Origin of the sequence: Caballeronia sp. J97, from assembly GCF_905220305.1 — a bacterium.
Lineage (GTDB): Bacteria > Pseudomonadota > Gammaproteobacteria > Burkholderiales > Burkholderiaceae > Caballeronia.
This window is the reverse complement of record NZ_CAJMZL010000038.1, coordinates 26,257-43,913: the sequence shown is the minus strand read 5'-3', so window position 1 is coordinate 43,913 and position 17,657 is coordinate 26,257. Positions and strand designations below refer to the sequence as shown.

The window sequence follows — 17,657 nt, the reverse complement described above, 5'->3', positions numbered from 1 at the left end:
CGTCGAAGATGCAAAAACGCCGCAATGACAGAAGCGCATTGCGGCGTCGCGGATCGCGTCCTCATCGGCGCGATGGGCCCGGCTGTCGAGGCTAACGGCCTAGTGTGCGATCGGAGTCGGTTTCATCGTCGTCGTCTTCGTCGTCGACGCTGTTGAGCGCATCCGGCAGGTTGTTCTCCAGTTCATCGCGTTCGATCTGATCGGCTAGGTCGAGGGATTTGCGCGTGGCGGGACCGGATGGGCGATTGGCTCCAGACATGGCGTACTCCTTGAACAGATTTCAAAGCCGCGCCGACGATTCGGCGCGAACCAACGGACTAGCAAGGCATGTACGCGCCGGACTGAGGGGCCGCCTTAAAGGATCGCTTAAGGATCACTCGAGGATCGTTCGGGCGGCAAGATAAACAGACCGTGCTGACGGAAAAGAAACGCAGTCCCAAACTTGCAAGCGGGACGGCAGATTTTGCGTGCCGGCGCGTAGGGTCAGTATGCACCGGACGGGCGTCGAGGCAAAGAGGGCGCGTCAGTCGAATAAATGGGCGACGATCGGATACAGCGACAGCACCAGCAGCGCGGCCATCGTGATGTTGAAGATGCGCAGCCAGCGCGGATTCGCGAGAAAGCGGCGCAGCGACATGCCGAAGGCGGCCCACATCGTGATGCACGGCAGCCCGATCACGACGAGCACCAGCGCCATCAGCGCCGCGTTCAGCGAGAGACTGGCGTGCAGGTGAATGGTGGTCGCCGCCGTGAGCACCATCATCCAAGCTTTGGGATTGATCCACTGGAGCGCGATCGCCTCGTGAAAGCGCATCGGACGAGCCTGGCCGTCGCGCATCTGCACCGACGACGACGTGCCGATCTTCCAGGCCAGATACAACAGATATGCGACGCTCGCCGCTTCCAGCGCGGTGTACAGGAACGGCAGCCGCTCGAACGCCTGCGCGAGCCCGAGGCCGACCGCGATCATCAGGATCGCCATGCCCGCGCTGATGCCGAGCACGTGCGGCACGGTGCGCTTCAGGCCGAAATTGACGCCCGAAGCGAGCAGCATCGTATTGTTGGGGCCGGGCGTGATCGTCGTCACGAGCGCGAACAGCGCGGCAGCGGGCAGGGCGTTCAGGAGTTCGTTGGGCATGGCGCGCTCCGGTATTGAAAGACTCGAATGAGCGCCCAGTGTACGGGAGGCGAGCGGTACAGTACCGGTACAGATTGACTGTGGGCTTCCGGTACGGTGTCCGGGCGGAATCGAGCGCGGCGTGCCCGCCGCGCCGGAGCGCCGGGCTTAAACCGGGAACGGATTGCGTTCCGCGAAGCCCTGCTGGTGCCAGTACGGATACGCCGGGCGCACCGTGCTCGCCTCATCGAGCTTCCTGACCTGCTCGGGCGTGAGGTTCCACCCGGCCGCGCCGAGGTTCTGCCGCAGTTGCTCCTCGTTGCGCGCGCCGATCAGCACCGTCGCCACCGTCGGACGCTGCAGCAGCCAGTTCAGCGCGATCTGCGGCACGGTCTTGCCGGTTTCCTCGGAGATGGCGTCGAGCGCATCGACGACGCGATACAGATAGTCGTCCGGCACCGGCGGCCCCATGTCGGCGGTCTTGTGCAGGCGGCTCGTCGCGGGCAGCGGCTCGCCACGCCGAATCTTGCCGGTCAGGCGTCCCCAGCCGAGCGGGCTCCAGACGATCGCGCCGACGCCCTGATCGAGCCCGAGCGGCATCAGTTCCCATTCATAGTCGCGGCCGATCAGCGAGTAGTACGTCTGATTCGCGACATAGCGCGGATACCCGTAGCGGTCCGCCACATCGAGCGATTTCTGCAGATGCCAGCCCGAAAAATTCGACACGCCCGTATAGCGGATCTTGCCCGCGCGCACGAGATCGTCGAGGGTGGAAAGCGTCTCTTCGACGGGCGTTTTCGCGTCGAAGCCATGCAACTGGAACACGTCGATGTAGTCCGTCTGCAGGCGTTCCAGCGCCGCGTTCACGGCCCGGATGAGATGAAAGCGCGACGAACCGACGTCGTTCGGTTCGTCCGGATCGAAGCGGAAGGTGGCCTTCGTCGACACGATGACCTTGTCGCGCCGGCCCTTGAGCGCCTCGCCGAGTATCGATTCCGATGAGCCGCGCGAGTAGATGTCGGCGGTGTCGAACATCGTTACGCCCGCATCGAGACAGATGTCGACGAGCTTGCGCGCTTCGCTCACGTCGGTCTCGCCCCACGCCTGAAAGAATTCGCCCTTGCCGCCGAAAGTGCCGGTGCCGAAGCTCAAGACGGGAACCTTGAAGCCCGAAGCACCGAGATGTCGATATTCCATTGCTCGCCCTCGAGGATGAAGTCGGTGGGCGCCGCGCTTCATGCACGGAGCGCGGCGCAACGAACGTCCACCGACGAGACTACCGCAACGGCCCGGCGCATGCAGGAAGCGGGTCTAGCGCCGGTTCGCCGCGCGATCGCCGAGCGAATCGTAGATCGGCGGCACGCGCAGCAGCATGGGCACGACCATCGCGGTGAAGCAGGCGGTGAGCATCGGCAAGAGCAAGGTGAAGCTCGCGGTCATCTCCGTGACGAGCACGATGCCCGTGACCGGCGCGCGCACCACGGCGACGAAGAAAGCCGCCATGCCGACGACCGCGAACGTGCTGGTGTCGCCGGCGGCGCTCGCCATGCCGGGGAACCAGTCGAGGCACACGCGGCCGAACACGAGGCCCGTTTGCGCGCCGAGCGCGAGCATCGGCGCGAAGATGCCGCCGGGCGTGCCCGCCGCGTACGACACCGCGCCCAGCACGAAACGCAACGCGAAAATCGCCATGACGCTCGCGATGGCGCCGGCGCCGAGCAGCGCGCGCTCGGTCAGCACATCGCCGCCGCCGGCGAGATCCGGCGCGAACCACGCGAGCAGGCCGACCGCCGCGCCGACCATCGCCGCGCGCGCAGTCGCATGCTTCACCGAACCGGGCGGCGCAATCGATTCGGCCACATCGAGCGTCCAGAGAATGAGGCGGCTATAGGCCGCGCCGAGCAGTCCGAGCAGCGCGCCGAGCACGAGATGCGCGCCCGTCATTTCGAAGCCCGGGAACGGCTGCGCGGGGACGTGAAAGTCGGGCAGGTCGCCATGCAGCAGACGCGCCATCGCGATCGCGCTCGCCGATGCGCCGAGCGCCGCGACCGCCGTGCGCGTATCGAAGCGGCGCATCAGTTCCTCGAGCACGAACACGGCGCCCGCGATCGGCGCGTTGAACGCGGTTGCAAGCCCCGCGCCCGCGCCGGCCGCGAGCAGCACGCGGCAGTCGCCTGCGTTGCGCCTGAAGAACGTGCCGATGGCATGGGCGATCGAAGCGCCCATCTGCACGGTCGGGCCTTCGCGGCCGAGCGCGAGCCCCGCGCCGATGGCGAGCACGCCGCCCACGAACTTGATCGGTATGAGCACGAGCGGCGCGGGCGGCAAGTTGCCGTGCAGCACCGCTTCGACATGCGGAATGCCGCTGCCGCTCGCCATCGGTGCGAAGCGCGCGACGAGCCACGCGGCGAGCCCGGCGGCCACTGTCGTCGCGAGCACGACGAGGATGATCGCCGCGTCATGGCCCGCATGCGCCCAGGCGATGAACGCGTTGCGCCAGGCATCCGCGCGTTCGAGGGCGAAGCGAAAGAGCACGCCGATCGCGCCCGTCGCCGCACCCACGACGACCGATGCGGCCGCGAGCGGAACGAGTCCTGCGCGCTCGTCGTCCTGCGTGGTGGTTTCGTTATTGTTCATCGCGCATGTCGCTCCGCTATCGGCATGTGCAACGAAGCGTAACATCGCGCGGCGCGGCGGGCATGGTGCTTGCAAAACGAAAGTTATTTCGACGCGGAGCGCTTTCGACAGGCACATGAGCCACGCACACGACGACGCGCCCTTTTTTCAGCCGGGGCGCAATTGCGCCAGCGTGCATCACGCCGCGCGCTTCAGTCTTCTCATCGATGGCGCGGACTATTTCAGCGTATTGCGCGAGGCGCTCACGCGCGCGCAACGCTCGGTGTTCATCCTCGGCTGGGACATCGACAGCCGCATGAAGCTGACGCCCGGCGGCGCGGAGGACGGCTATCCCGAAGCGCTCGGCGACTTTCTGCACGCGCTCACCGGCGACAGGCGGCGTTTGCGCGTCTATATCCTCGCCTGGGATTTCGCGATGCTCTACGCGTTCGAGCGCGAATGGCTGCCCGTGTACAAGATGGGCTGGCGCACGAACCGGCGCATCGCGTTCCAGATGGACGGCAAGCATCCGCTCGGCGGCTCGCAGCATCAGAAGATCGTCGTGATCGATGACCGGCTCGCGTTCGTCGGCGGGCTCGATCTCACGCGCTCGCGCTGGGACACGACCGCGCATGCGCCCGACGAGCCGTTGCGCCGCGATGCGAACGGCGCGGCGTATCAGCCGTTTCACGATGTCCATACGATGTTCGACGGCGACGCCGCGCGCGAAATCGGCCTGCTCGCACGCGAGCGATGGGCGCGCGCATGCGGCAAGCGTCTCGCGATTCGCGCGCATCGCGCGAAGCTGCAACAGGATCCGTGGCCGCCTTCACGTCGCGTCGATCTCGAAGATGTCGATATCGCCATCTCGCTCACCGAGCCCGACTATCTCGGCCGCGAACCGGTGCGGCAGATTCGCACGCAGTATCTCGACGCCATCGCGCGGGCGCGCCGCAGCATCTATATCGAGAACCAGTATTTCACGTCGGGGACGATCGGCGCGGCGCTGGCCGAATCGCTCGCGCGCGAGAACGGCCCCGATCTCGCGATCGTCGTGCCGCGCAATCAGAGCGGCTGGCTTCAGGAAGTGACGATGGGCGTGCTGCGCGCGCGCCTGCACAAGCTCCTGAAGAGCGCCGACACGCACGGCCGCTATCGTCTGTTGTGCCCGAGCGTGCCGAATCTCGGCGACGAGATCGTCAACGTGCACAGCAAGCTGATGATCGTCGACGATGAACTGCTGATCGTCGGCTCGGCCAACCTGAACAATCGTTCGATGGTCCTCGACAGCGAGTGCAATGTGTCGATCGACGCGGGAGCCGACGCGCGCATCCGCCGTGCGATCGCGACGATGCGCGACACGCTGCTGGCGGAGCATCTCGGCTGCGAGATCGCGGATGTCGTGCGCGAACGTCAGGCGCGCAAAGGCATGAACCCCGCGATTCAGGCGTTGCTGCGCGATCGCGACGAGCATCGCACGATGGCGCCGCTCGATCCGCAGGTATCGACGGAGCTCGATCAACTGATTCCGCCCGAAGCGCTGATCGATCCCGAAACGCCGATAGCCGCCGACGAGCTTGTCGATCAGTTCGTGCCCAAGGAGAAGACGCGGCCGCTCATCGGCCGCTTCGCGCTGCTCGGCATGCTCGCGCTGATGGTCGTGGCCGTCGCGGGTATGTGGCACTGGACGCCGCTCGGCGATTACGTGAACCTGAAGTCGCTCACGGACGCGACGCGCCATATCGACTCGCTGCCGTTCGCGCCGCTCTGGATCGTCCTCTGTTATGTGATCGCGGCGGTCGTCGCGGTGCCGGTCACGCTGCTCATCGCGACGACGGGCGTGGTCTTCGGCGCGTACTGGGGCGGCGCCTATGCGTTCATCGGCACGACGATCGCGGCCGCCGTTTCCTATTCGCTCGGCAACAGGCTCGGCCGCGATGCGGTGCGCAAGCTCGCGGGCGCGCGCGTCAACCGTCTGTCCGAGCGCGTGGCGAAGCGCGGCATCGTTGCGGTCGTGGTGTTGCGGCTGTTGCCGGTCGCGCCGTTTTCGATCGTCAATCTCGTGGCGGGCGCCTCGCATATCCGCATGCGCGACTTCATGATCGGCACGATGCTCGGCATGGGCCCCGGCATCTTTCTGACCGTCGCGTTCGCGCATCAGCTCGTCGCTGCGCTGCATCGGCCGACGGTCGGCTCGTTCGCGGTGCTGATCGGCATCGGCGCGGTGTTGCTCGGTGTGTCGCTGCTCTTGCAGCGCTTTCTCGGCGGCGCGGATCATCGGGAAGTGAACGAAGGCGCGCCGGGCGATGCCGACAAGCCGCGCGCGAGCGACGAAGCGAGACGCGCAAGCGAGCTGCGCGAGAACGGGACGATGCCGCGCGAGGCATCGGCCAGAAACGAGCGCCCGGACGAGGTCAACTCATGACACTGATGCACGAGACCGTCATCGAACAGGAAGACATGAACGAAGCGCGCGCACGCGAGCTGCGTATCGCCACCTATAACCTGCATGGCGCAATCGGCATCGACGGCAAGTTCGCGCCGCAGCGCATCGGCGAGGTGCTCGCGGAGATCGATGCGGACATCTTCGCGCTCCAGGAAGTGCCGCTCGGCGGCAGCGGCTCGCCCGATGTGCTCGACGTGCTGCAACGCATGACCGGCCTGCACGCGGTCGCCGGCCCGACGCTCGACACGCCCGCGCGCCGCTACGGCAACGCGGTGCTCACGCGCTATCCGGTGCGCGCGGTGCGCACGCTCGACCTGTCGTTCAGAAGCCGCGAGCCGCGCGGCGCGCTCGATGCCGACATCGATTGCCGCGGCGAAGTATGGCGCGTGGTCGCGACGCATCTCGGTCTCGCATCGAGCGAAAGGCGCGCGCAAGTGGAGCAAGTGCTGCAAAGCTTCGATACGCCGACGATGCCCGTGATCCTGCTCGGCGATCTGAACGAGTGGTTCGTCTACGGCCGCACGCTGCGGCGTCTCGTCACGCGCTTTCATCGCGCGAGCGCGCTGCGCACGTTTCCGACGCGCTATCCGCTCTTCGCGCTCGATCGCATCTGGGTGCATCCGGGCGAGCGTCTCGTACGTGTCGATGTGCATCGCACGCGACTCTCGCGCATCGCTTCCGATCACTATCCGCTCATCGCGCATATCGCGCATCGCACGTTTGCATCGTCGATGCAGTGATGAAGCGCATCGCATGTTCGACGTAAACGCATCGAAGAACATCGCGAACGATGCCTTCATGACGCATGTGTCAGCGCGACACCACGAAAAACCCCTATAAAAACGATATAAAAGCGCAAAAGACTCGCACGAACTCGCTTGGCCTATGTAGAATCCGGCGTGATACGACGCATCGGTGCGAACGTATTCGAACATCACTGACCAAAAACAGGTAGGAGAAACATGCCGACTTCCGCTAAAACCGCTGCCAAGAAAGCCCCGGCCAAGAAGGCCACGGCGAAGACCGCCGCCGCACCGGCGAAGAAAGCTGCAGCGCCGAAGGTTGCCGCGAAGAAAGTAGCCGCGAAGAAGACCACGGGCGCTCCCTCGCCGATCAAGGATACGTTCACGAAGGCATCGCTCGCGACGCATCTCGCAGAGCGCGCCGCTGTCGACGTGAAGGCGGTGAAGGCCGTGATGGTCGCACTGGAAGACACCATCCTCGGCTCGATCCACAAGAAGGGCGCCGGCGAATTCACGCTGTCGGGCCTGCTGAAGATCTCCGCGCAAGCCGTGCCGGCGAAGAAGAAGCGCTTCGGCAAGGACCCGTTCACGGGCGCCGAGCGCTGGTTCCCGGCCAAGCCGGCAAGCGTTCGCATCAAGGCGCGCGCGCTGAAGAAGCTGAAGGACGCAGCGGCTTAAGGTTCGCTCGCAAGCGTTGCGGCTTCGGTTTCGTTGACGAAATCGAAGCTCGATGAAAAAGAGGCCAGCTTCCCTTTACAGGGATGCTGGCCTCTTTTGCTTTTGCGTTTCGACTACGGGCGCTCGTTGTACGGCGCGAAGATCTCGCTCAACCAATCCGCGAAAACCCGTACGCGAGCAGAGAGCTGCCGGTTATGCGGATACAGCACGGAGACGGGCATGCGTGGCGGCGAGTGCCCGGGAAGCACGATGTGCAGACGGCCGTCGGCCAGCGCATCGTCGACGTGATAGCGCGGCACCTGAACGATGCCGAGCCCCGCGAGCGCCGCTTGCGTATAGAGTTCGACGCCCGACACCGAGACCGCAGCCTGCAATTCGATGGTCTCGATACGCTCGTCGACGCTGAACTCCAGCGGCAAGACGCGGCCCGTCGCGCTCGATACGAAGTTCACCGCGCGATGCGAGGCGAGCGCTTCGAGATCGTCCGGCACGCCTCGACGCGCGAGATACGCGGGACTCGCGACGGTCACTTGTTCCAGCAGCGCGACGCGCCGGCCGATCATCGACGAATCCTGCAACGTGCCCGCGCGCAGCACGCAATCGACACCTTCACGCACGAGATCGACGAGCCTGTCGTCCTCGCCGATATGCAGTTCGATCTGCGCATGGCGCTCGAGAAACGCGGGAAGGCCCGGCACGATGAAATGCCGCGCGAGCGTGCCTTGCAGATTCACGCGCAGCACACCCTTCGGCTCAGCATGTCTGAACGAGCCTTCCGCTTCCTCCAGATCGGCGATCAGACGCACGCAGCGCCGATAGTGTTCTTCGCCGTCGTGCGTGAGACGCACGGTGCGCGTCGTGCGTTCGAGCAGACGCGCGCCGAGCCGCTCCTCCATGCGCTTCATCAGATTGGTGACGGTGGCGCGCGGTATCTGCAGATCGTCCGCGGCCTGCGTGAAGCTGTGCCGCTCCGCGATGCGCACGAAGACCTGCATTTCCTGGAATCGATCCATGGGCAGTGTGCGGTGGATTGTTAAAGCAACTGGAACGATGATACTAAGCCACGCGCGATGATCGCGGAAACGGAATGGTTCATCATGGTCTGCATCGAACAGCCCATTTTCAGGAGCAGCATCATGAGTCAGACCCAATCGAAACGCGTTGCCATCGTCACGGGTGCGTCGCGCGGTATCGGCGCCGAGATTGCGCGGCGTCTCGCGCGCGACGGTTTTTCGGTCGCGGTGAACTATGCGGCGAGCGCGAAGGAAGCGGATGCGCTCGCCGCGCAATTGCGCGAAGCGGGCAGCGCGGCGATCGCGGTGAAGGCGGATGTCGCCCGAGCCGACGACGTGCGCCGCATGTTCGACACTGTCGAAGGCGAACTCGGCAAGGTCGATGCGCTCATCAACAACGCGGGCGTGCTGAAGACCGCGCCGCTCGCCGACACGAGCGATGCACTCTACGACCAGACCTTCGACATCAACGTGCGCGGCACCTTCAACACGCTGCGCGAAGCGGCGGCGCGCATGAACGCCGGCGGCCGCATCGTGAACTTTTCGAGCACGACGCTCGCGCTCAACATGCCCGGTTACGCGATCTACAACGCGACGAAATCGGCGGTGGAATCGTTCACTCATGTGTTTGCCAAAGAATTGCGCGGACGCGGCATCACGGTGAACGCGGTCGCGCCGGGCCCGGTGGCGACGTCGCTGTTCCTCGACGGCAAGACCGACGAGCAGATCGCCACGTTCTCGAAGATGGCGCCGCTCGAACGTCTCGGTCAGCCGGACGATATCGCATCGGTCGTCGCGTTTCTCGTCGGGCCGGATGCGGGCTGGGTCAACGGACAGGTGTTGCGCGCGAACGGCGGCATCGCCTGATGCGCTTCTAGAACGTCAACGCGAATTGATCGTCGGCGATCGCGCTTCTTCTGGTCGCGCGTTTCGTCTGCTGAGTCACGACGGCGGCGGTGGCGGCGCGCGCGGGCGCATCTTGTACGACGAGATCAAACGTTGGCCGCGCATCGCACGCGATCCAGTGCAGTCGTCCCGACGCGAGACGCTTCGCGATCAGGCCGTATACGTCGGTGTCGAAAGGGCGCACATCGGGGGCATCGGCGAGCAGGAGCGCGATGTCCTCACGCGTCGCGCACGTGCCGATGTAGCACCATCGATCGATCACATGCCATGCCTCGCGGCCCGTTTCGTCGTCGCGCTCATGGAGGGCGATCGGTCCTTCATGCGGCCATTTCACGACGCGTGCGTCGTCGAGGACAGCGAGCGCGCGCGCCGCGTGATCCGCGAGCGTTTCGATTCCCGCACACGATCCGAGGCAGCGTTTCACCTGATAGCCGAAACAGCCGCGCCCTCGCGTAAGCGGCGCTTTCTCGAGGCCGAGTGTCGCGTGACAGAGATTGTGCTCATCGGCGAGATGGCGCATGAACGCATGCGCCTTAGCACGCGACGCGAACACGCCGAAGAGATGCGCCTCGCGCGACAGATCGCGCCTGTTCGCCTTCACGAGCGTCGGCGCCCTGGCGCCCGGCAGCCACTGCCACGCACACGCGCCCGAAGCGCCCTTCAACAAGCGATTGTGCGTCGGCTTCAGCGTCTTCACGAGCTGCGCTTCGAGCAGCAGCGCGCCGAGCTCTCCGACCGTCTCGCGGCATTCGATGCGACGGATGGCCTGCGAGATCGACAGGTCCTTCTGAAGCCTGTGATCGCCCGAAAAATGCGCCGAAACGCGCTGTTTCAGGTTGATGCTCTTGCCGACATAGAGCGGCACGTCGTCGTCGCCGTGAAAGAGGTAGACGCCGGGCGTCGCTGGCAGCGCATCGAGCGCGCCTTCGGGTAACGCAGCGGGCAGACTCGTGCGCCGGATGAGCGCGCGGACGGCGGCATCGACGAGATCCTGCGGATAAATCGTGTGAATCTTCTGCCAGAACTGCCAGAGCAGGTCGGCATCGGCGAGCGCGCGATGGCGTCCTTCGGGCGCGAGATTCAGCCGCGCGATGAGCGCATCGAGACCGTGCCGCTCGACGGACGGAAACAGCGCGCGCGACAGCCGCACCGTGCAGAGCGTATCCGCGCGAAACGCGATGCCCGCGCGACGGAACTCGTTCTTGAGAAAGCCGTAATCGAAGCGCGCGTTGTGCGCGACGAAGAGCTTGGCGTGCAGCCGTTCGGCGAGCGCGGGCGCGAGCGATTCGAAGGTGGGCTGGCCGCGCAGCATCGCGTCGTCGATGCCGGTCAGGCGCGCAATGAAAGAGGGCACCGCGACGCCCGGATCGACGAGCACGCTCCAGCGCTCGATGCCCGCCGTGCTCGCTTCCACGACGCCGATTTCGGTGATGCGGTCTTCGGTCGCGTTCGAGCCGGTGGTTTCCAGATCGACGAACACGATCGGGCGCGCGAGTCCCGCGAGGAGGGCGTCGGCGAGGGAATCGGCTTCGTCTTCGAGCGTGTCGGACATGATGAAACGTTGAGCGCAAGCGGGCAGTCTAGCGCGAAACCGGCCTGCACCATGAATGAGCGTCAAAAAAGTGGCGCGCGCCGGCACTTTCGTCCGATACTGCGATGAAACGCGCCGAAAAACGAAGGACGCAATGATGCAGATCTACGATGAAATGCGTCAGGACGACACCGTGCGCAGCCACTACGCACGCTTTTCCCGCTGGCTCGCGATGCAGAGCCCCGAGACGATCGCGCGCAAACGGGCGGAGGCGGACGTGCTGTTCCGGCGCGTCGGCATCACGTTCGCGGTGAACGGCGACCTGTCCGGCACCGAGCGGCTGATTCCCTTCGACATGATTCCGCGCATCATTCCCGGCGACGAATGGCGCGTGCTCGAAGCCGGCTTGCGGCAGCGCGTGCAGGCGCTCAATCTCTTTCTGCACGACATCTATCACGACGGCGATATCGTGCTCGCCGGGCGCATTCCGGCCGAGCAGGTCTACACGAACGCGCAGTATCGGCCGGAGATGCAGGGCGTGGACGTGCCGCTCGATGTCTACGCGCATATCGCGGGCGTCGACGTGGTGCGCGCGGGCGCGGCGGGCGAGTTCTACGTGCTCGAAGACAACCTGCGCGTTCCCTCGGGCGTGTCGTACATGCTGGAAAACCGCAAGATGATGATGCGGCTCTTTCCCGAGCTCTTCGTGCAGAATCGCGTCGCGCCGGTCGCGCATTATCCCGACCTGTTGCTGGAGACCTTGCGCTCGATCGCGCCCGAAGGCGTCGACGACCCGGCCGTCGTCGTGCTCACGCCCGGCATGTACAACTCGGCGTATTTCGAGCACACCTTCCTCGCGCAGCAGATGGGCGTGGAGCTCGTCGAAGGCAAGGATCTCTTCGTCGACGACAACTACGTGTTCATGCGCACGACGCACGGGCCGCGCCGCGTCGATGTGATCTATCGCCGCGTGGACGATGACTTTCTCGATCCGCTCGCGTTTCGCGCCGATTCCGCGCTCGGCATTCCGGGCTTGCTGACGTCGTATCGCGCGGGACGCGTGACGCTCGCGAACGCGATGGGCACCGGTATCGCCGACGACAAATCGATCTATCCGTTCGTGCCGGACATGATCGAGTTCTATCTCGGCGAGAAGCCGATTCTCAACAACGTGCCGACGTATCAATGCCGCAAGGCCGACGACCTCGCGTACACGCTCGCGCATCTGCCGGAGCTCGTCGTGAAGGAAGTGCACGGCGCCGGCGGCTACGGCATGCTCGTCGGGCCGGCATCGACGAACGATGAAATCGAAGCGTTTCGCGCGCTGCTGCTCGCGCGGCCCGAAGGCTATATCGCCCAGCCGACACTCGCGCTCTCCGCGTGCCCGACCTTCGTCGAGGCGGGCATCGCGCCGCGTCACATCGATTTGCGGCCGTTCGTGCTGTCCGGCCGCGAAGTGTCGATGTGCGCGGGCGGCCTCACGCGCGTCGCGTTGCGCGCAGGCTCGCTCGTCGTCAATTCGTCGCAAGGCGGCGGGACGAAGGATACGTGGATGGTCGAATGACTCACTCACCGCACCTGACATCATGCTGAGCCGCACAGCCGATCACCTGTTCTGGATGGCGCGCTACATGGAGCGCGCCGAGAACACCGCGCGCATGCTCGACATCGACATGGAAGGCGCGCTCCTGCCGCAAACGCCCGAGCAGGAGGCGCGCGCGCAACGCTCGGTGCTGAAGATCTCCGAGCTGGAAGACATGTTCGACGAGCGCCATCCGGGATCGCGCTCGCGCGAGGACATGCTGCACTTCATGGTCGCCGACGCGCGCAATCCGTCGAGCATCCTGTCGTGTCTGCAGGCGACGCGCGAGAATGCGCGCGCGGTGCGCGGCACGCTCACGACGGAAGGCTGGGAGACGATCAATTTCACCTGGCTCGAATTCAATCAGCGGCTCGCGAACATGGAGCTCGAAACGGGCCCGGATGCGCTCTTCGAATGGGTCAAATACCGCTCCAATCTGTGCCGCGGCGTGATGCAGGGCACCGCGCTGCGCGACGACGCGTTCTTTTTCATGCAGCTCGGCGCCTATCTGGAGCGCGCCGACAACACGGCGCGCATTCTCGACGTGCGATTCGCCGACGCGACGCCGAACTCGCGCGAGGCGGCGCGTCAGCTCGAAGATTTCTACTACTGGACGTCGATCCTGAGTTCCGTGTCGGGGCTGGAGATCTATCGCAAGGTGTACCGCGATGTCGTGACGCCCGCGCGTGTCGTCGAATTGCTGATCCTCAACGAGCAAATGCCGCGCTCGCTCCTTGCATCGCTCGACGGCGTCTGCGACACGCTCGCGAAGCTGCGCACGGATGCGTCGAAGGACTGCGAGCGCTTCGCGGGCAAGCTGCGCGCCGATGTGCTGTACTCCGACATCCGCCAGATTCTGGAAACGGGCGTGCACGCGTGGCTCACGCAGTTCCTGAAGCGCGTCGACGAGCTCGGCCTGCGCGTGATGCATACCTTCCTCATGTTGCCGATCGCGTGAATCATGCTGCTGACCATCCGCCACGACATCCGCTACCGCTACGCCGCGCCGGTCACGTATTCGATCCAGCAGTTTCGCGTGACTCCGGCGAGCGGCGCGGCGCAGATCGTGCGGCACTGGCATGTCGAAGCGCCGGGCAAACTCGACGCCACGCGCGACGCCTATGGCAACGCGCTGCATACGCTGGTGCTGACGAAGCCGCATAACGAGATTCACGTGAGCGTGGCGGGCGAAGTCGAAACCGAAGCATTGTCCGATGGCCGCCTGTTCGACGAGGCCGGCCCGATTCCGCTCGAGCATTTCACGTGCGCCACGCCGCTGACATTGCCCGACGCCGCGATCCGCGAGCTTGCGCATCGCGTGAGCGCGCTCGACACGCCCGCGTCGCTCGTCGCGCTGACCGAGCGCATCGGCGAGCGCGTGCGGTATCGCAACGAGCCGGCGTCCGCGGCGGGCACGGCCGCGCAGGCGCTCGCAAGCGGTTTCGGCGATGCGCGCGATCTCGCGCATCTGATGCTCGCGTGCTGCCGCGCGCGCGGCGTGCCGGCGCGCTGCGTGAGCGGCTATGTCGATGCGGACGGCCACGATGTCGCGATGCACGCCTGGACCGATGTGTGGGTCGAGCACGGCTGGGTGTCGGTCGATGCGGCGCAGGCCGGGTTCGCGGGCGAGCGCCATTGCCGGCTCGCCGTCGCGCGCGATTACGAAGCGGCCGCGCCGGTGCGCGGCTCGCGCGTCGGCGGCAAGGAAGAGGCGCTGACGGTTCACGTGAGCATCGACGCGCAGCCGGACCAGTAAACGGATGGATGCGACGGGCGGTCGCGCTCAGTACAATGTGGGTTTGCTTGTTTCAGGACGGATTGACATGACTTATTGCGTGGGCATGTGCGTGGACGACGGACTCGTGTTCCTGTCCGACACGCGCACCAACGCCGGCGTGGACCACGTGAGCGCCGCGCGCAAGATGGTTGTTTTCGAACAGCCGGGAGAGCGCGTACTCGTCCTGCTCGCGGCGGGCAATCTCGCGCTGACGCAGGCGGTGACCCATCTGCTCGCGGAACCGTCCGATCCCGCCGCGCCTACGCTCTATAGCGTCGGGACGATGGCGGAAGCGGCGCGCATCGTCGGCGACGCGGTGCGCGAGGTGCATCGGCGCGATGCGCTGTCGCTCGCGGAATTCAGCGTCGACTTCAATTGCAGCTTCATTCTCGGCGGACAGATCTGCGGCCAGCCGCCGCGTCTTTTCATGATCTACGCGGCGGGCAATTTCATCGAATCGACGCGCGTGTCGCCGTACTTCCAGATCGGCGAATCGAAGTACGGCAAGCCGATCATCGACCGCGTCATCACGCCCACGTCGCCGCTCGATGAAGCGGCCAAGTGCGCGCTGATCTCGATGGACTCGACGCTGCGCTCGAATCTTTCGGTCGGCCTGCCGCTCGATCTGCTGGTCTACGAGAAGGACTCGCTGCGCGTCACGCGCTTCGCCACGCTCGACAACAACAGCGCGTACTACCAGATGATCAACAAGACCTGGGGCGAGCGTCTGCGGCAGCTTTTCGGCGAGATTCCGAACCCGTCGTGGACAGAGCTCGACAACGTTCCGCTGCGACCGCGCGAGACGCGCAGCACGGTGCCGCGGCTCGTCATCGGCGATTTGCCGTGCCCGGACGCGCCCGCGCAGACGCTCGCGGAAGACGTCGAAGGGAATGACAGCGCGCGGCAGCGTTGAGCGGCTTCAAGGGCATTGCAGCGGCAACGCGATGCCCGCCCTGATCGCCCGCAGCTTGCGCGGCGAATCGACGAGCACCGCCGTGATGCCCAGACACGCGGCGGCGCGGTAATCGTCGGCGCTGTCGATGCCGATCGCGAGGATCGGCGTATCCGCGTTCGCGCGGAAGCACTTGACGGCCGCGGGTGTCCAGAGCTTCGCCGTCACCGCCGAGCGCGCTTCCCCGAGCGTGAACGTCTCGACCAGATCCATCTTTCTCGCATACTCGAACGCGGTCCATGCGCCGGGCGGCGGCGCGTCCTTGCACGTCGTTTCCAGCGCCACGGCGGCGAGCCGGACGCGCGTCGCGTCGCGCGTTTCGAACAGGCGCGAGCGCGCCTGCGGATAGGCCGCGAAGGCCTGTTGATACGCGGCATCGGTGGAGTAGATCAGCACGCGCGGCCACGCGGCCAGCTCGTCCAGCACGCGCGCGACGGCGGCGGCCTGCGGCGCGGCGGGCAGCGCCTTCATGTCGAGCATGACCGGCACGGCGGGCGGAATGGCGCGCAATGCTTGCGCGAGCGACGGAATGCGCACCGGATGCTCTCGATACGGATAGCGCGTCGCGCCGCTCGCGTCGGTGTTCGCGAAGCTCCATCCGGCGTTCACGCGTTCGAGCGCGGCGAAGTCGTGGTCCGCGACGGCGCCCTTGCCGTCGGTGTTGGCCGAGAGATCGGCCGGGCGGTAGAGCACCGGCACGCCGTCGCGCGTGAGCTGCACGGTGAGCCAGATCACATCGGCGCGATTGTGCAGCGCGCCTTCGATGGCGATCAGCGTGTTCTCGGGATAGTCGGCCGTGCCGCCGCGATGCGCGACGATCGTCGGCAAGGCGGGCGGGCTCGCGTCATCGGATCGGGGCGGGGTCGTCGTGCAAGCGGACACGGCGATGCACGCGGCGATGGCGATCAGCGGAAAAACTCTCGGGCGAAGCAGCATCTTGCGAACCTTCGGAGCATTGAGCGTCCGCCGATTCTGCCGTCGTCGTCCGGCCGCGACAGCGCGCACGCGGTTGATTTCAACAATTTGTTGCGCTGGTCGTTTGCGGGCGCAAAAAAAACAGCCATCGGATAACCGATGGCTGTTCGAGGGTGCTGCTGTCCTCCCGACGCGGCACTTGCGTGCCGCGCCAGTCGGTTGTTCTTAGAACTTGTGGCGCAGGCCGATGAGCACCAGCTCCTGGTGGCTGCGGCCGCTCGCGAAGCCGAAGTCGCTGATCGAAGCTTGCGCGTCTTGCGTCGTGCCGTCCGCGTTGCGCTGCGTGCCGCTCGCGTGCTGATACGCGCCGACAGCGTACACGTCGGTGCGCTTCGACAGCGAGTAGTCCGCGCCGAGCGTGACCTGGTGGTAGTTCGCCGAGGTGTCGCCGCTTGCGTGCGTGTACGTGTAGCCGAGGCCCAGCAGCGTTGCCGGCGTCAGTTGGAAGTTCAGGTACGTGTTGGCCACGTTGAACTTCTCTTGTTCCGTGAACGCCGAGCTGCCGTCGTTCTTGTACTGCGCGAAGCTGTACGAAGCGCCGAACGTGAACGCGCCGAACACGTACTGGCCAGCGCCGCGTGCGATACCGATCGCGTGGGCGGTTTCGTAGCCGGCGTTGATCACCGTGTTGAACAGCGAGTCCGACGACGGGCTGTTCCAGCCGGTCGCGCGGTTCGCGCTCGGGTTGTTCACGTACAAGTAGCTGGCCGCGATCGAGAACGGACCGTTGCCGTACGTCGCTGCGCCGCCCCAGGTCTGGCCCTGGCCGGTCGTGCCCGCCAGGTTGCTGAAGCCGTAGATGCCTTCGAACTGGAAGCCAGCGAACACCGGCGAAACGTACTTGACGGCGTTGTTCACGCGCAGGCTGTTGTCGTAGTTGTCGACGTCGCCCGGCGTTGCAACGGCAGCGCCCCAGTAGTTGTCGCCCGTGAGGCCCTGAACCATGTCGACCGACGGGTCATACTGACGACCCAACGTGACCGTACCCCACTGATTGCCGCTCAAACCGACATACGCTTGACGGCCGAACAGACGACCGCCCTGGTTCGACTGGCCGGTGCCCGGATCGAAGCCGCTTTCCAACTGGAAGATTGCCTTCAGGCCGCCACCCAGGTCTTCCTGACCCTTCAAGCCCCAACGCGGGCCGGAGAGCGTGCCGTTGACCATGCCGAACAGATGGTCGCCGTTTTCGTTGGCGTGGCTCACGTAAGCGAGACCGGTGTCGATCACGCCATAGAGCGTGACGCTGTTTTGTGCCTGTGCCGCGCCTGCTGCGCCGAGAAGCGCCAGCGAGAGGGACGTCAGTGCGATTCGTTTCATC

At 65.6% G+C, this 17,657-nt stretch carries 16 protein-coding genes; 8 read left to right on the top strand and 8 right to left on the bottom strand.

Going from position 1 to position 17,657, the window contains the following annotated elements:
• Window positions 1–91 precede the first annotated feature (91 nt).
• The 4 genes from U4Y90_RS31625 to clcA all read right to left on the bottom strand — a co-directional run bounded on the left by U4Y90_RS31625 (window position 92) and on the right by clcA (window position 3,754).
• On the bottom strand, window positions 92–259 hold the full coding sequence (locus tag U4Y90_RS31625) for a hypothetical protein (protein ID WP_160172929.1): 168 nt from the start codon (window positions 257–259) through the stop codon (window positions 92–94).
• 264 nt (window positions 260–523) lie between these two features.
• Window positions 524–1,138 carry a LysE family translocator gene (locus tag U4Y90_RS31620; RefSeq protein ID WP_321800623.1) on the bottom strand — a complete coding sequence of 205 codons (615 nt, stop codon included), beginning with the start codon at window positions 1,136–1,138 and terminating at the stop codon, window positions 524–526.
• 147 nt (window positions 1,139–1,285) lie between these two features.
• Complete coding sequence (locus U4Y90_RS31615; RefSeq protein WP_321800621.1) at window positions 1,286–2,314, bottom strand: aldo/keto reductase; 1,029 nt, start codon at window positions 2,312–2,314, stop codon at window positions 1,286–1,288.
• Between the two features lie 114 nt (window positions 2,315–2,428).
• Window positions 2,429–3,754, bottom strand: coding sequence for a H(+)/Cl(-) exchange transporter ClcA (gene clcA / locus U4Y90_RS31610; protein ID WP_321800619.1), 1,326 nt, complete (start codon window positions 3,752–3,754; stop codon window positions 2,429–2,431).
• A 115-nt stretch (window positions 3,755–3,869) separates the two neighbouring features.
• Here clcA and U4Y90_RS31605 point away from each other — a divergent pair, with 115 nt between their 5' ends.
• The 3 genes from U4Y90_RS31605 to U4Y90_RS31595 all read left to right on the top strand — a co-directional run bounded on the left by U4Y90_RS31605 (window position 3,870) and on the right by U4Y90_RS31595 (window position 7,600).
• Window positions 3,870–6,158: a VTT domain-containing protein gene (locus U4Y90_RS31605; RefSeq protein ID WP_321800618.1), complete on the top strand. Its 2,289-nt coding sequence runs from the start codon at window positions 3,870–3,872 to the stop codon at window positions 6,156–6,158.
• The gene (locus U4Y90_RS31600) at window positions 6,155–6,919 is read left to right on the top strand and encodes an endonuclease/exonuclease/phosphatase family protein (RefSeq protein WP_321800616.1); all 765 of its coding nucleotides are present in this window, start codon (window positions 6,155–6,157) and stop codon (window positions 6,917–6,919) included. Before U4Y90_RS31605 ends, U4Y90_RS31600 begins: the two co-directional genes overlap by 4 nt.
• 222 nt (window positions 6,920–7,141) lie before the next feature.
• Complete coding sequence (locus U4Y90_RS31595) at window positions 7,142–7,600, top strand: HU family DNA-binding protein (RefSeq protein WP_321800614.1); 459 nt, start codon at window positions 7,142–7,144, stop codon at window positions 7,598–7,600.
• A gap of 113 nt (window positions 7,601–7,713) precedes the next feature.
• Here the strand turns inward: U4Y90_RS31595 and U4Y90_RS31590 are convergent, their stop codons facing one another.
• On the bottom strand, window positions 7,714–8,613 hold the full coding sequence (locus U4Y90_RS31590) for a LysR family transcriptional regulator (RefSeq protein WP_321800612.1): 900 nt from the start codon (window positions 8,611–8,613) through the stop codon (window positions 7,714–7,716).
• A gap of 123 nt (window positions 8,614–8,736) precedes the next feature.
• Between U4Y90_RS31590 and U4Y90_RS31585 the strand changes: the two genes are divergently transcribed.
• The gene (locus U4Y90_RS31585) at window positions 8,737–9,480 is read left to right on the top strand and encodes an SDR family oxidoreductase (RefSeq protein WP_321800610.1); all 744 of its coding nucleotides are present in this window, start codon (window positions 8,737–8,739) and stop codon (window positions 9,478–9,480) included.
• A 7-nt stretch (window positions 9,481–9,487) separates the two neighbouring features.
• Here the strand turns inward: U4Y90_RS31585 and U4Y90_RS31580 are convergent, their stop codons facing one another.
• A complete protein-coding gene (locus U4Y90_RS31580; protein WP_321800608.1) occupies window positions 9,488–11,071 on the bottom strand; it encodes a 3'-5' exonuclease family protein in 1,584 nt (527 codons plus the stop codon).
• Between the two features lie 136 nt (window positions 11,072–11,207).
• Here U4Y90_RS31580 and U4Y90_RS31575 point away from each other — a divergent pair, with 136 nt between their 5' ends.
• From U4Y90_RS31575 to U4Y90_RS31560, 4 genes are all read left to right on the top strand, one after another.
• Complete coding sequence (locus tag U4Y90_RS31575) at window positions 11,208–12,614, top strand: circularly permuted type 2 ATP-grasp protein (protein ID WP_321800647.1); 1,407 nt, start codon at window positions 11,208–11,210, stop codon at window positions 12,612–12,614.
• Between the two features lie 22 nt (window positions 12,615–12,636).
• On the top strand, window positions 12,637–13,590 hold the full coding sequence (locus U4Y90_RS31570) for an alpha-E domain-containing protein (protein ID WP_321800606.1): 954 nt from the start codon (window positions 12,637–12,639) through the stop codon (window positions 13,588–13,590).
• A 3-nt stretch (window positions 13,591–13,593) separates the two neighbouring features.
• Window positions 13,594–14,388 carry a transglutaminase family protein gene (locus U4Y90_RS31565; RefSeq protein WP_321800605.1) on the top strand — a complete coding sequence of 265 codons (795 nt, stop codon included), beginning with the start codon at window positions 13,594–13,596 and terminating at the stop codon, window positions 14,386–14,388.
• A gap of 67 nt (window positions 14,389–14,455) precedes the next feature.
• A complete protein-coding gene (locus tag U4Y90_RS31560; protein ID WP_321800604.1) occupies window positions 14,456–15,322 on the top strand; it encodes a proteasome-type protease in 867 nt (288 codons plus the stop codon).
• A 6-nt stretch (window positions 15,323–15,328) separates the two neighbouring features.
• On the opposite strand, the gene U4Y90_RS31555 is transcribed toward U4Y90_RS31560, so the two are convergent.
• Together U4Y90_RS31555 and U4Y90_RS31550 are read right to left on the bottom strand one after the other, a co-directional pair.
• Window positions 15,329–16,297 carry a glycerophosphodiester phosphodiesterase family protein gene (locus tag U4Y90_RS31555; protein ID WP_321800603.1) on the bottom strand — a complete coding sequence of 323 codons (969 nt, stop codon included), beginning with the start codon at window positions 16,295–16,297 and terminating at the stop codon, window positions 15,329–15,331.
• 204 nt (window positions 16,298–16,501) lie between these two features.
• The gene (locus U4Y90_RS31550; protein ID WP_321800602.1) at window positions 16,502–17,656 is read right to left on the bottom strand and encodes a porin; all 1,155 of its coding nucleotides are present in this window, start codon (window positions 17,654–17,656) and stop codon (window positions 16,502–16,504) included.
• Window position 17,657 lies beyond the last annotated feature (1 nt).

Bases quoted from the DNA above. Each gene is read 5' to 3' on its own strand.
- U4Y90_RS31565 (WP_321800605.1), top strand. From the start codon at position 13,594: ATGCTGCTGACCATCCGCCACGACATCCGCTACCGCTACGCCGCGCCG.
- U4Y90_RS31570 (WP_321800606.1), top strand. From the start codon at position 12,637: ATGCTGAGCCGCACAGCCGATCACCTGTTCTGGATGGCGCGCTACATG.
- clcA (WP_321800619.1), bottom strand. From the start codon at position 3,754: ATGAACAATAACGAAACCACCACGCAGGACGACGAGCGCGCAGGACTC.
- U4Y90_RS31590 (WP_321800612.1), bottom strand. From the start codon at position 8,613: ATGGATCGATTCCAGGAAATGCAGGTCTTCGTGCGCATCGCGGAGCGG.
- U4Y90_RS31620 (WP_321800623.1), bottom strand. From the start codon at position 1,138: ATGCCCAACGAACTCCTGAACGCCCTGCCCGCTGCCGCGCTGTTCGCG.
- U4Y90_RS31560 (WP_321800604.1), top strand. From the start codon at position 14,456: ATGACTTATTGCGTGGGCATGTGCGTGGACGACGGACTCGTGTTCCTG.
- U4Y90_RS31615 (WP_321800621.1), bottom strand. From the start codon at position 2,314: ATGGAATATCGACATCTCGGTGCTTCGGGCTTCAAGGTTCCCGTCTTG.
- U4Y90_RS31595 (WP_321800614.1), top strand. From the start codon at position 7,142: ATGCCGACTTCCGCTAAAACCGCTGCCAAGAAAGCCCCGGCCAAGAAG.
- U4Y90_RS31585 (WP_321800610.1), top strand. From the start codon at position 8,737: ATGAGTCAGACCCAATCGAAACGCGTTGCCATCGTCACGGGTGCGTCG.
- U4Y90_RS31625 (WP_160172929.1), bottom strand. From the start codon at position 259: ATGTCTGGAGCCAATCGCCCATCCGGTCCCGCCACGCGCAAATCCCTC.
- U4Y90_RS31580 (WP_321800608.1), bottom strand. From the start codon at position 11,071: ATGTCCGACACGCTCGAAGACGAAGCCGATTCCCTCGCCGACGCCCTC.
- U4Y90_RS31605 (WP_321800618.1), top strand. From the start codon at position 3,870: ATGAGCCACGCACACGACGACGCGCCCTTTTTTCAGCCGGGGCGCAAT.
- U4Y90_RS31575 (WP_321800647.1), top strand. From the start codon at position 11,208: ATGCAGATCTACGATGAAATGCGTCAGGACGACACCGTGCGCAGCCAC.
- U4Y90_RS31555 (WP_321800603.1), bottom strand. From the start codon at position 16,297: ATGCTGCTTCGCCCGAGAGTTTTTCCGCTGATCGCCATCGCCGCGTGC.
- U4Y90_RS31600 (WP_321800616.1), top strand. From the start codon at position 6,155: ATGACACTGATGCACGAGACCGTCATCGAACAGGAAGACATGAACGAA.
- U4Y90_RS31550 (WP_321800602.1), bottom strand. From the start codon at position 17,656: ATGAAACGAATCGCACTGACGTCCCTCTCGCTGGCGCTTCTCGGCGCA.